Origin of the sequence: Sphingobacterium anhuiense (assembly GCF_042686355.1) — a bacterium.
GTDB classification, from domain to species: domain Bacteria; phylum Bacteroidota; class Bacteroidia; order Sphingobacteriales; family Sphingobacteriaceae; genus Sphingobacterium; species Sphingobacterium anhuiense.
Window position 1 is genome coordinate 270,755 of the sequence record NZ_JBHUPE010000020.1, and the last position, 14,388, is coordinate 285,142.

The 14,388-nt window shown below is 36.3% G+C and carries 8 protein-coding genes; all 8 read right to left on the minus strand.

Annotated features, from left to right (window positions below; all coding sequences use genetic code 11):
* Window positions 1-13 precede the first annotated feature (13 nt).
* The gene (locus ACFS6I_RS24400; protein WP_380924442.1) at window positions 14-2,296 is read right to left on the minus strand and encodes a family 65 glycosyl hydrolase domain-containing protein; all 2,283 of its coding nucleotides are present in this window, start codon (window positions 2,294-2,296) and stop codon (window positions 14-16) included.
* A 15-nt stretch (window positions 2,297-2,311) separates the two neighbouring features.
* Window positions 2,312-2,959: a beta-phosphoglucomutase gene (gene pgmB, locus ACFS6I_RS24405; protein WP_380924444.1), complete on the minus strand. Its 648-nt coding sequence runs from the start codon at window positions 2,957-2,959 to the stop codon at window positions 2,312-2,314.
* A gap of 3 nt (window positions 2,960-2,962) precedes the next feature.
* On the minus strand, window positions 2,963-4,810 hold the full coding sequence (locus ACFS6I_RS24410; RefSeq protein ID WP_380924446.1) for a glycoside hydrolase family 13 protein: 1,848 nt from the start codon (window positions 4,808-4,810) through the stop codon (window positions 2,963-2,965).
* Window positions 4,811-4,859: 49 nt separating this feature from the next.
* Window positions 4,860-5,834, minus strand: a complete 975-nt coding sequence (locus ACFS6I_RS24415; protein WP_380924448.1) for a SusF/SusE family outer membrane protein — start codon at window positions 5,832-5,834, stop codon at window positions 4,860-4,862.
* A 26-nt stretch (window positions 5,835-5,860) separates the two neighbouring features.
* The gene (locus ACFS6I_RS24420) at window positions 5,861-7,417 is read right to left on the minus strand and encodes a RagB/SusD family nutrient uptake outer membrane protein (protein ID WP_380924450.1); all 1,557 of its coding nucleotides are present in this window, start codon (window positions 7,415-7,417) and stop codon (window positions 5,861-5,863) included.
* Between the two features lie 19 nt (window positions 7,418-7,436).
* Window positions 7,437-10,421: a SusC/RagA family TonB-linked outer membrane protein gene (locus ACFS6I_RS24425; protein WP_380924452.1), complete on the minus strand. Its 2,985-nt coding sequence runs from the start codon at window positions 10,419-10,421 to the stop codon at window positions 7,437-7,439.
* A 21-nt stretch (window positions 10,422-10,442) separates the two neighbouring features.
* Window positions 10,443-13,034 carry an alpha-amylase family glycosyl hydrolase gene (locus tag ACFS6I_RS24430; RefSeq protein WP_380924454.1) on the minus strand — a complete coding sequence of 864 codons (2,592 nt, stop codon included), beginning with the start codon at window positions 13,032-13,034 and terminating at the stop codon, window positions 10,443-10,445.
* Window positions 13,035-13,218: 184 nt separating this feature from the next.
* Window positions 13,219-14,235: a LacI family DNA-binding transcriptional regulator gene (locus tag ACFS6I_RS24435; RefSeq protein ID WP_021187795.1), complete on the minus strand. Its 1,017-nt coding sequence runs from the start codon at window positions 14,233-14,235 to the stop codon at window positions 13,219-13,221.
* Window positions 14,236-14,388: the final 153 nt, after the last annotated feature.

Consider the following 14,388-nt stretch of genomic DNA (forward strand, 5'->3'; position numbering starts at 1 on the left):
ATTGCTTAGCTGGTTATGCAGTTGGCTTAACAGAGATTGCCTCTCCGTTAAAAATAATATTAATTTCTTGATTAGACTTATTGATCAGTTCAAAATCATGCTGTTTTATTTTCACAAATAATTTAACTCCCCTAAACTGCACATGAAAAGCATAACTATCCCAAGTTTTAGGAATGAAGGTTTGAAAACTTAAGGTATTGTTTTTCACGCGCATACCCGCAAAACCTTCGACAATAGACATCCAGGTTCCAGCCATCGATGTGATGTGTAATCCATCTTCAGTATCATTGTTATAATCATCCAGATCTAACCTGGCAGTTCTAAGGTAAAATTCATATGCCTTAGCCTCATTACCCAATTTTGAAGCTAAAATAGCATGAACACAGGGTGACAGTGAACTTTCATGAACAGTTCGCGGCTCATAAAAATCATAATTCTTTCTTATCGTATCTAAATCATATTGATCTTCGAAAAAATATAAGCCCTGAAGTACATCTGCTTGTTTTATAAAACATGATCTCAAAATACGGTCCCAGCTCCATTTTTGATTGATCGGTCGCTCTTTATCTGGCAAATCAGCAACTAAGACTTGCTCTTTATCCAAATAACCGTCCTGTTGTAAAAATATCCCGCTTTCAGTATCGATCGGATAATATAAATGATCCATGATATGCTGCCATGCAACGGCTTCTTCTTGCTTAAAAGCAACTTTTTCAAATAAGACGTTTAGTTTGATATGATCACTATCTTTTAACGTTTGTATGGATTCCAGCGTATACTTTAAACACCAGCTAGCAATAGTATTGGTATACCAGTTATTATTGACATTGTTTTCATATTCATTAGGACCAGTAACTCCCAGTATAACATATTTATCCTTCTCCGCACTCCAGTTGACACGTTGTGCCCAGAAACGACTGATAGCGATCAATACTTCAAGCCCATAATTTTCGACATATGACCAATCACCGGTATAGCGCTGATAATTATAGATGGCAAACGCAATTGCGCCATTACGGTGGATCTCTTCAAAAGTAATCTCCCATTCGTTATGACACTCTTCTCCATTCATTGTAACCATAGGATATAAAGCCGCTCCCTTTGAAAAACCAAGTTTTGCGGCATTCTCAATCGCCTTATCCAGATGCTGATAGCGATACAGCAATAAATTGCGGGCAATAGCCGAGGGTTGCGTAGCAAGGTAAAAAGGAACACAATAAGCCTCTGTATCCCAATAGGTCACACCACCATACTTTTCTCCCGTAAATCCTTTTGGACCAATATTAAGTCTGGAATCTTCGCCAGTATAAGTTTGGTATAATTGGAATATATTAAAACGAATAGCTTGCTGTGCGGCAACATCTGCAGTGATCTCAATATCACTTTCATTCCAGAAATTTCCCCAGGCCAACGCTTGATTATGTTGTAATTCATCAAATGTTATGGCAGAAATTTTTTCGATATTTGCTTTTCCCGTCACAACTAATTCAGTTTCACTATAATTTTGAGAAGTAACCATCGAAACACGTTTTTCTACAGAGAAAATATCACCTGGCTCTACAGATATTGCTACACTTTCAGAAACATATGTACCTTCTTTTGAAGGTCTAGATTCCAGAGCTTTATTATTTAAAGTAAAGTTATTAACCAAATCAGCACGGACTATGAAATCTGTTTTTTTCGTTTTCATAGTCATATTTAACTGTGAATCTGATGTACCACTTGAAATAAAATTCCAAAAATGTTCATCATAGTTACTGTCTCTATTCACAACATCTCCTTCCAAATAAGACTCCACCTGTAAAGAAGCTTTTTGATTCAGAACTTGAATCGTATATTTTAAAGACGCTGTTTCAGACTGAAAAAGATGAAACATCCGCGTGCTCTTTACACGAATCTCCACTCCATTTTGAAGTCTAGCATCGAAAGATCGAATTAATAATCCATGCTTCATATCCAGTTTTCGTTGAAAACTGTGTACATCACATTTTGCAAGATCCAAAACCTCACCATTCACTTCGATATGAAGACCAATCCAATTGATGGCGTTAATCACTTTTGCAAAATATTCGGGATAACCATTTTTCCACCAACCTACGCGGGTTTTATCAGGATAATAAACTCCAGCCAAATATGATCCAGGCAGTGATTTACCGCTATAGTCTTCTTCAAAATTTGCTCGTTGTCCCATTCTTCCATTTCCAATAGAAAATATACTTTCAGAGACTTCATTATATGCGGGCTGAAACCCTTCTTCTATGATATTCCACTCATCGTGGACGATGTAATTTTTCATTGCAAAATCAACTAATTAATTTAAAACTTCTTCCAAACTGCTGATTGACAAATCGGTTCCATTCAAGTTTGAACCGATACCAATCACGCTCATTCCTGCAGCCCTTGCAGCATCTACCCCAGCCTGCGCATCTTCAAACACCAGACATACTTCCGGAAGTAACTTAAGATCACGGGCAGCTTTTAAAAAAACCTCTGGATTAGGTTTAGAAAGACTCACACTATTACCATCAACAAGGACATCAAAAAAAGAAATCATACCCGTTTTCTCGAGGATAAGCGGTGCATTTTTACTCGCAGACCCTAATGCAACCTGATATCCATTTTTCTTTAACCAATGCAACAGTTCAAGCGATCCAGGTAGAATTTCATCTGCTTTCATTTGCTCAACTAAATCTAAATACCAGCGATTTTTCCGTTCTGCCATTTCTATTTTTTCACTTTCAGAAGCATCAACTCCAGCCCAGTTTAAAATTTTCTCTAGTGAAGCAATTCTACTTACACCTTTTAATTGTTCATTTTCAATCTCTGTAAAATCAGATCCCAATTCCTGAGCAAGTCTTTTCCAAGCTTGAAAATGAAATACCGCAGTATCCACCAAAACACCGTCGAGATCAAAAATTACTCCCTTAATTTCCTTCAAAAGGTCCAATGCACTTTTCATTTTTTATTTTTTTAATTCAAACACCACTGTTTGATGAGGTTTTAATGTAATTTCCAATGGTATTTCTTGATCAATATCTGTTAAAATATTTTTCATTCGCGTTGCTTTTTTCATACTCTCCTTAAATCGTACTAAGGGTAATTTAACCTCCTTGTCATTACAGTTCATAAAAACAGATACCACTTGGTTTTCGTGAGATCTGAAATATGCATACACATTATGTTCCGGTACATAATGCTGTGTTGTTCCATATTGTAGCACCGTATTATTCTTACGATAATTCGCTAATTTTTTAATATGATCGAACAGTTCATTTTCTGCATCAGATCGGCCTGAAGCATTAAATTTATTAACAGTATCACCCGCAAATCCACCTTTAAAATCTTCACGTAGTAAGCCATCAGGTCTATTAAAATTCTTCATCAATACCTCTGCACCATAATACATCTGTGGTATACCACGAGATGTCAGCAACCAAGAGAATGCCGCTTTATATTTCTCTATGTCCTCTCCAACCACAGAGAAAAAACGGTCCTTGTCATGATTATCTAAAAATATTACATTCGCTAATGGATTAGGATATTGATAATCCGATCCTAAAGTTGCATACAATCTATTTGCACCATCTTTTTCATTATTCAATGCATCTGCGATAGCATAATTTAATTGAAAATCAGTGACACCATCAAGCTTCGTATCGATCGACTGGCCAACACGTTTTCCTCCTAAGAAATAAGCTTGATTCGGTACAGACTGTACCCATGTTTCACCAAAGAATGAAAACTGAGGATATTCTTTTTGAATTGCCGCTGTCCATTTAGCCATAAAATCCAAATCGTTGTATGGATAGGTATCTATACGAAAACCATCAATACCTGCATACTCAATCCACCAAATATGACTCTGTAGAATATACTTCTGAACATATTCATTTTCTTGATTCATGTCGGGCATCGTCTCTACAAACCATCCTTTTTCCATTCGCTCGCGATCTGCAACGGAAGCATAAGGATCGAAAATAGTCTGATCTTTATAAGTGGTTTGTGTAAAACTTGGCCATTCATGCAACCAGTCTTTAAAAGGCTTGTCAATTACGGTCCAATGATACAATCCTACGTGATTCGGAACGACATCATGCACCAATTTCATATTTCGTTTGTGTAGTTCCTCCCCAAGTTTACGGTAGGTTTCATTGGTTCCCAATCGTGGATCAATATGATAGTTTTCTGTATTTGCATAACCATGATAGGAAGCCTGGGGCATATCATTGGTCAGTACTGGTGTTAACCACACAGAAGTAACTCCTAGATCAGCTAGATAATCTAGGTGTTGAATAACACCATCTATATCACCACCATGACGAGCATACATGGAATCACGGTTTACCTGAATCTCCCGTAAACCCTTTATTTGATCATTCTTTGTGTTTCCATTGGCAAAGCGATCTGGCATGATTAAGTAGATCAAATCGTCGGAATGGACACCCTGAGCTTTCACAGAAGATGTTTCTCTATTTTTTAATTCATATTTATAGCTTCCTAATAGCTTATTATTTTCATAAAATTCAATTGGATAAAAGCCAGCAGTTGCGTCGGAGTCAACCGATAGATCTAGAAATAAATAATCGGAATTTTCAACCGGATTAGTTTTGACTAAGGTTAAGCCTTGCTTCTTGATTTTAACCGTACTCTGCCCAATGCCTTTTCCATAAATAATCAACTGCAAATCAGAAGATTTCATACCAACCCACCAATGCAAAGGTTCGACTCTTTGTATAGAAAATTTACCTTGAGAGAAGGCATAAGAAAGCTGAAGTAGCATAAAAACACCACTTAACAATAAACGTATCATCGTTCAAAAAAAGTTTGAAGAAATAGGGAGCATCATGCTCCCTATTAAATTAGTTTTTAGAAATTTTTGCAGAATAACCTGAAGCTGTTCGTGACAGTTCAATATCGTATTTACCAGCAGTAGCAATTGCTATATTGGCACCATCTTGTTGTAGAGCGGATAAGTCGCCTCCGATATTCACAGCCCAATCATCGTCCATTCGGAATTTTAATTCACCCGCAACCAGGTTTACTGTAACTTTCCAGGTATATACTCCCTTGCTACCTACAAAAGTTAAATCTGTATCACTATCCCAACCTTTAGGAGTTGCACTACCGATAACGCCCCAGGTTGATTTTGACACTTCATAGGTTTTAGCTTCAGCATCCATCCGAATTCTATAAAAATCATTCGAAGAAACAGTAATATTTCCAGCATCACCGCTTTGTAATAATGTTCCGTCTGTTGCTCCTTTACCAAAAGCATCTGTCCAGTCAACATTAGTCGGTAAAAATTTAAATCCAGAACCATCTACGGTAACGTACTCATAAATCTCAAACTTAGTTTTACTTTCTTTATCGTACAAACTCATCGGAAGCGCTAAAGTTGGTTCCCAACCAGCGGCAACTGAGCCTCCAACAAGAAACATTTGTGGATTACTCTCTGTGAAAGTAATTGATCTTGTTTTTTCAATAATCTGTCCTGAAGAATTATAACTGATTTTGAGTAAAGCCTCTCCTATCCATGATGCTTGATTAGGAATATCAAATTCTTTTGATAAAATAAATGTATTGGGATCAACAGTAATATTTTCTGTGATCAAAGCTTCGCCTGCACTTACGGGTACAATAGAGAATGTAAAATCAGTAACCTGATTAGCAATAAAACTAACTTTTAATTTTTTCCCGACTTGAATGGTCGAAACTGTACTTTCGTTAATCGACAATATTGGAACGTCCGTACCGTGCTCCACTTTCTTACAAGAGAACAAAAGGGAAGTAATACCAACAAATAAAACTAATAGTAATCGAAATATATTAGACATTTTCATAATTTCTATTCATTTAAAGATTAATAACCAGGATTTTGATCCAATTTATTATTATTAGCTCTTGCTCTTGCGGGAATAGGAAATAGACGTTTGTAAGTTTCTCCAGCATTTGCTGGTTTAAATAACTGAGCATCTTCCCATCTACCAAAACGAATCATATCTGTTCTTCTGGTCAATTCAAACGTAAATTCTAAGGCACGTTCTTTATAAATAGCGTCCAAAGTTAATGTGCTAGCCGTAAAATGTTTCTCCGTATTAACTGGAAATGCACGTTTACGGACCTGATTAGCTGCATCAACAGCTTGGGAAACACTTGCTGCTGTAGCTCCTCTTAAAACAGCTTCGGCTTTCATCAGCAACACGTCTGCTAGGCGGAATACAACCACATCATTGCCGGCATTATTACTAATCTGGTTCTTATCCGGATAGTATTTAATACAACGTGCACCTGCTAAACGTCCTCCATCATCCGCTCCTCCAATGTCAAAATCAGATCCAGGTATTAATTTATAATTATATGGATCTAAGACGACATTAAGTCCGTTATAATTCAGAGGTTGACCCGTAGAATTATACTGTTGACCATATAACCATTGTTTTTTACGATTATCTGCATTTTCAAACAAGTCAAAATAGGCCGGTTGTGCACTCCATCCATTCCACGGATTAATGCTCAATTCAAAGGTTTGACGATGTGCATAATGTAGTACACGGTTGAATAAAGTATTCCCTGTAGCACGGGAAGCATCATAAGGAATTGAAAATATTGGTTCAGGATTTGAAGCGCCATTATCAGGTTTAAATTGCGTCAAAAAATCATTTTCTAGCGCATATTTTCCCGAATTAATTACAGCATTGCTATGTTCAACCACCTTATTCCAATTTGCAGTGCCACTATAAACCTGTGCATTTAAGTACAGTTTTGCTAATAAGGTATGTGCAAACCATTTTGTTGGTCGACCATAAGTAGCTTCTGTTTTTTCTTCACTTAAATTTGCTAGATTATCTTCTAAATCTTTTACAATGAATTTATAGACTTCTGCCCGAGCTGTAGTTGCCGGTAATTCTGTTCCTGTATCAAAGCTGGTAACTAGCGGAATGTTTCCGTAAGCATCCATCATCATAAAATAATACCAAGCGCGCATGGCTTTTATTTCAGAAATTGTCTGTGCTTTTGTAGTTGATTCTGGAGCTTGTTCTAAAATACTAAGCACACGGTTACAAGTACCTATTGCATTGAAACCCCAATCCCAATTATTTTGAACAACTTCATGTGACGCTGACCAGGTATGGTAATGCATGTCCCGCCATTTTCCACCATCAAACCAATCTCCTCCTCTTGTTGGGATAATAACTTCATCAGATCCCGCTGTTTGCAGACTAAAATAATTATCAAAATAACCTCTTGCACTGGTATATACAGGCCCTGTTAAGGCGATAAATTGTTCTGGAGTCTTGGGAAATGTATCTTCTGTATATGCTGAATACATCTTATCGTCAAATTTGGTACAAGACTGTCCTGCAACCAGTAACCCGGCAAATAAGAATAAATGAATTTTACTGAATCTCTTTTTCATAACTAATTGTGAATAAGGGTTAAAAAGTTAATTTCACACCTAACAAGAAAGATCTTGTTTTCGGATAATAATTTCTATTATCAACACCAGGTGCCAAACCACCTAAACTTACCTCTGGGTCTACACCCGAATATTTGGTTATCGTAAATAAATTTTGTCCAGATACATACAACCGAGCATTTTTTAAATATTTAGATTCTTTGGTACTAAATGTATAACCCAATGTTGCATTATCTAGTCTTAAAAATGAACCATCTTCAATAAATCTGCTAGAAGAAATTAGTGGCGTTTCAAAGATGCCTTCTTCAACTGCATCTTTAGAAATATTCGTCACATTTGCTTGTTGAAGACGGCTTAAATCGGCACGGGTAGCATTAAAAATTTGATTGCCATACATACCACGTAAGAAGAAGTTTAAGTCCCAGTTTTTATATTGAAAACTATTATTCCATCCATAAGTAAATTTAGGAAGCGCCTGCCCCATGACCATATAATCATCTGGTGCCGAAATCTGATCCTGTGTGACAAGTTCACCTGTTGGTTTTTGATAAATCGTTTTCTTCGCAACTTCATCGTAGCCCATATAATTAGCAACATAGAATGTTCCTAATGCATGACCTGGTAAAACAATTGCTGCCGTTTGACCGGTCCAGCCGTCAAGACCAATACTTCCTTCATAACGTTGCGATACGCCAATATTTTCGATATTAGAAGATAATGAACCAACCTTATTGATATTACGGGCGAAGTTGACAGTTGTATTATATGAAAAATCACTATTGCGATAAACGACGGCATTTAAAGTGATCTCAACACCTTTATTACTCATGCTTGCTCCATTAGCTAATAAACGATTGAACTGATAAGGTGGCGAAGGAACGTCGTACTCATACAATAAATCCTTAGTTTCTTTATTATAATATTCAATGGTACCTCCAAAACGACCTCTCCATAATTCAAAATCCAATCCAGCATTGAACATGGATGTATTTTCCCATTTTAAATCAGGGTTTTCATTTTGGTTAACGCCATATGCATTCATCCAATTACCATTATATAGAAATTGACCATTTTGAGGACCGAAAATAATGATCTGTCGATATGGATCTATATTTTGATTTCCTGAAACACCATACCCCATACGTAACTTTAATTCACTAAATATATCTTGGTCTTGCATGAAACTTTCCCTACTTATTCTCCAAGCTCCGGAAATTGAAGGAAATGTTGCCCATCTATTATTTTTTCCAAATTTTGATGAACCGTCACGACGTACAGATGCACTTAACAAATATTTTTCATCATAATTATATCCCACACGACCATAAACCGAAATCAATAAAGATTCTAAAATATAAGGATATGTACTATAAGGATTATAACCATCTGGCAAGGTTCCTAAATTAAGGTTATTGCCTCCTAGATCGTCAGACATAAAACCGACAGAAGAAGCAACAACACCATCATTATTTTTAGTTTTCTGATACGAATAACCAGCCATTGCATCAAAAGAATGAAGATTCTTAGTGAGATTATAATTGACATAAGACTCAAAAATCTTATCTATATTTTTCAAGTTTGAACGTTCAGCAAATCCTCTTCCCAATGCTTTCGAATCAAAGTCTGTACGATGCATATAGTATTTTTTATCAAATTGATTTTGCTGATACGATATCACGTTAGTCCAGGTCAATCCCTTGAAGATCGTCAGATCCGCTTTTAAACTAGCTAGCAAAGTATTGTTACTTCGCTCTTCATCGCGTTGATTTAACATGGCTACAGGATTGAAATAGTTTGTTCTTCCAGGTACTTGGAAATAACCATTATATGGTGCATAAGCAACATCATCAGAACGAACCGGTGAAGTAGGCAGATAACGAGCTGCCCCATTAAAAATCCCGTAGTCTACATGATTGGATTTGTTCATACTATTCGCAACATTAAGCGCTAATTTCAAGCGATCATCAAAAGCATTTTGATCAATTCCAACCCGCGCTACGACCCTTTCTAAATCACTTCTTTTCACAATACCTTGGTTATTAAAGTAATTTACAGAAGCATTATAGCGAGTTCCTTCAGAACCACCTGTTAGCGAGAGATTGTGATTATGAGAAACCCCAGTCCGAGTTATTTCATCTTGCCAATCAGTATCAAAACCAGTCTCAGAGGCAGCTACAGTCAAACCATTGTCTGCAACAAATTGCTTGTGCTCAGCTGCACTTAACACATTGACACGATTTGCAACTCTTTCAATAGCAGCATAACCACTATAAGATAAGACAGGCTTACCTGCTTTACCGCGTTTTGTCGTCACGAAAATAACTCCATTTGCAGCACGTGACCCATAAATTGCAGTGGACGAAGCATCTTTCATAACATCCATCGATACGATATCATCTGGTGCTACCAATTCAATGTTTGCACCGACTACCCCATCAATCACATATAATGGTGAAGAACTAGCAGTCAATGACGATGGTCCGCGCAATTGGATAGTGGATCCTGCAGTAGGGTCACCACCTGATCTATTCACCGTCAAACCTGCAACTTTACCTGCCAATAACTGATCAGGCGAACTCACTACCCCAGTATTAAATTCTTTTGGACCGACACTTGATATAGAACCTGTAATTTGCTTTTTCTTGGCCACACCGTAACCGATCACAACTACTTCTTCTAAATCGTTGGTACTTGAATTCAAGTTGAAATTCAACACATTTGCACCGGAGACAATTTGGATCGGTAAATCCATAGAACTGTAACCGATCATATTGACCGTAACCGTCGTCTTTCCTAGTGGCACTTGATTAATTGTGTACTCCCCATTTTGATTTGTTGCTGTTGAAATTGGACTTCCTTTGATTACAATAGTAGCTCCGATCACAATTTCTCCCTTATCATCCACCACTTTACCAGAAAGTGAAGAATTTTGTGAAAAAGCATTCATCCAAAGCATCATCAAAAGACCAAAGGTCATTACAGCACGTAATGTTAATTTGCTCATAATGTAATTGATTTTATATGTTTAGTTTATTAATTTAGTTTTACTTAAAAGGTAATATTCACCAGGCTTAATTGTAATCTCACTATTTTGATCCCAATTTAGATTCGATCGAGTCATATTATCATACCAGCTCCCCGCTAAATCTGATGTAATGTGAAACGCTCTCGTTACAGTGTCAAAATTTCCGATAACAAATACAGTTTGATTTCCATCAGACATGGTATAGTATTTCAATCCATCCTGCAGTGAGGACGATAATAATGTTGCTTTTCTAAAAATTGAATTTAATTTTTTCAACCTGATCAATTTTGCATAATGCTCAAATAAACGCTTACGAGAAATGTTGGACAAATAATCCCATTTCAATGGTTTTTCCCCTGTTCGACCATTTTCTTCTATCGAGATATCGTAACCGAATTCACCAAATTGCCAGATCATTTTTGGACCAGGACTAGTTAACAAAAACGTTGCTGCTGCTTGAATCCTATCTAAAGCAGTAGCAATATTCTTAACAGAATAAGAACCGTCAGTATAACCATATTGAGCATTCTTGAATTGGACTCTTTCTTCATCATGAGACTCCATGTAGCTCACCATATTAGCTGTCTTAAAACCATGTGATTCCGCAAATAATCTACTCAAATCCGATTTAGATCCGCTATTATAGCCCATAGTCGCTTCATTAAAATTCCCATTTAAATTATTCCACAGTAACATTCCTTCAGCAGCTAATTCTTGTTCCTCTTGATCAGAACCGAAATGTTCTAAAATGACATAGCAACTTGGATCAAGAATTTTAAGATAATCGTGATAATTTTTCCAGATCGCAACCCGGCTAGCATCATAAGCAGACCAAGACCCAACGTTAGTTTCTGCAGTACCTGTATTTTTCTGTGTAAATCCTTTTGATAAATCGAAACGGAAGCCGTCTATCTTAAATTCTGTAATCCAATACTTCAGAACATCCTTCACAAAAGTTTGTGTATAAGGACTTTCATGATTAAAGTCATATCCGACATTAAAAGGATGTCTTGGCATCATATTAAACCAAACATTGTTAGAGCTCGTGGTTTGTCCTTCAAAATACAATTGAGCAAGAGGTGATTGTCCGAATGCATGATTAAGTACCACGTCTAAGATGACCGCAATTCCTGCCTGGTGAAGATTATCGATGAGACTCTTTAAATCATTTGGACGACCATAATATTTATCCACGGCTAAATGATAAGAAGGATTGTAACCCCAAGTAGAATTGGCTTCACTTTCCTGAACAGGCATCAGTTCGACGGCATTAATACCTAGACGCTTTAAATATGGAATGGAATCGCGGATCGCATTAAAATTATGCTGTTTTGAAAAATCACGTGTAAGCAATTCATAAATCACTAAATCATAAGCATTTGGTTTGTTAAAGTTTTGAACTTTCCAAGGATAGTCCGTACCATTCAATTCCAATACACTCACCTGACCTGTAGTCTGCTGTATCGGATATGCTGGCAACTCCGCAACCGAACTTCCTAAATTGCTATCATAGATTGGGTCCAATACTAACTTGCTATAAGGATCCCCTATTCTTAACTGACCATCAATTAGAAATTGATAGGTATACTTTTTTGAAAAATCCAAATCTGCTACTGTTAACCACCATGTAATTCCATCAGGCGCCTGTTTCAAGACATACTTTGATTCTGCCTGAAAATTATTAAAACTACCTAATAGAAAAATAGTTGATTTTCCAGGAGCACTTAACGCGAAACTCACTGTTTTCTTTTCCTTGTCAACCGTTACACCGTTCTTATTGACGCCGATAGGAAGTGCTGCAATTTCAGGCTTATCATTAACGAATATCCGTAGCTTCTTTTCGTATATCTTTCCATTAACTTCTACACGAGCAGTAATAAGATGTACACCCACAGTTCCAAACTTACATTTAAATGTGTGCTGCGATGAATTGCTTACAGTTTCCTGTTCAACTTCATCAATACGTAGTGAAAGTTTGCCCGCTACCGTAGAAAAAACTTCGATAACGAGCTCTTCATTCAATAAATAAGCTTCTTTTTCCGATGTTAAAATATAAGTAGGCTGTGTGCTAGGTTTTAAAAATGAAAGATGAACTTCCCCTTTTGTAGCAACATCTACATAAATATCAGACCCATCTTTATTCCTCTGAATTTTAGTTCCTGAACCATTGCGTACTACTAACGCAATTTTAATTACGTCAGTTCCAGCAATTCCTTTAAAAACTTCACTCGGTTTTAACGTGATGCTATACCGTCCATCAGATTGAAGGCTTAGCTTAAATGCATCATCATTTTGTGTCCAATCCGTAGCAACCTCTTTCCAATCATTTTCATCTTTACTTATAGCAGTAATTAGCCCAATATGTAAAAACAATGGTCCATCTGCCGATACCAGTGCCCGATTCCCCTTATTTACATCAAACATAAATGTAATGGACTCATCCCAATAATTAAACAGCTTATTCGTTGTGACTAAACCAATATCACTAGGAGACACTTCACTTTCTATCGCTATAGTGGCAGGATTACTTTTTTTACAACTAAAAAAAATAACCGATATACTAAAAAATATACAGATAAAATAATGTCTCATAACTCCTTACAATTGGCAATATAATTTATGGGAACGTTCCCATAATAATGCATTAAAGCATCTTGTACGCTAAAAATATACTATAAATTCAAAGCTAAAATCCCTTTACAATTGGTATTCCTATACTGGGAACGTTCCCAATATTTATCTAAGATAAAAAGCTAAAGGTTTAAATCCAAACTTTTTAATGATTTTTTTTACTAGATTTCTGAAAAATTAGAGAAGATTCCAGATAAGTTACTTCTTGATTAGAGAAGCTAATCGGTTTAGCAATCAGTTGACACAGATATTCTGTAGCAGTTTTTCCCATTTCATAAGCGGGTTGTTTAACAACACTTAATCCAGGTTCTAGAAGATCTGCAATATCTAAACATGAAAAGCAGATCAACTTTAATTCAGAAGGAATATTAATTCCTTGATCTTTGGCAACACGCATTGCCGAAATAGCCAAACGTTCAACGGAAGCAAATAAACCATCAGGTTTCTGTATTTTATACAAATTCTTAATGTCTTCCATATTACCTTCTGATTCATTCACGGTATCAAGCACCAAATTAGCATCAAAAGGAATTTTATATTTTTCCAAAGCAGCCTGATAACCCGCCATACGTACCTTACCAATAGAAACATTTTGATTAATTACTAAATAAGCAATTCGTCTACAGTCGTTCTCTATTAAATGCTCTGTAGCAGCAAAACTTGCTTCAAAATCGTTTCCAGTTACATAGCTGGTATTCACATCATCATAAGTTCTATCAAAGAAAACAACCGGTATATTATTATCTTTTAGTACCTGAAGATGGCTATGATCATGGCCTTCACCAGAAGCAGACATAATAACTCCATCTACTCGTCCGTTGATCAACGATCGTATAATAGAAGCTTCTTTATCCACGCGGTGGTCTGTTACATAAATTAAAGTATGGTAATTTTTTGAACGGGCAACCAATTCAATTCCTTTAATCGCCTGACTAAAAAATTTATTTCCAAATTCAGGTATTATAATAGCGATGGTACTGCTTTTATTAGCTCTTAAATTGCTCGCATACATATTTGGTGAAAAGCCTAATTCATCAGCCATTTTTAAAATACGTGCTTTTGTATTTGGATTGATATCATTACCATCGCGGAAAGCCCGTGATACTGTAGACTTGGATAGACCTAAACGTTCCGCTAATTCTATAATTGTTATATGTGACATTGTTGCTGAAATAAAAGCATCTCAAATATAGAACAAATTTAGGATTTAAATGAAGCTTAAAGTAAGAATAGCTAAGGTATAAAAAGGTACAAACACAAAAAAGCCTCTGCTGTATAGCAAAGGCTTCTGTATAAAAAAAGGCACCGACCTACT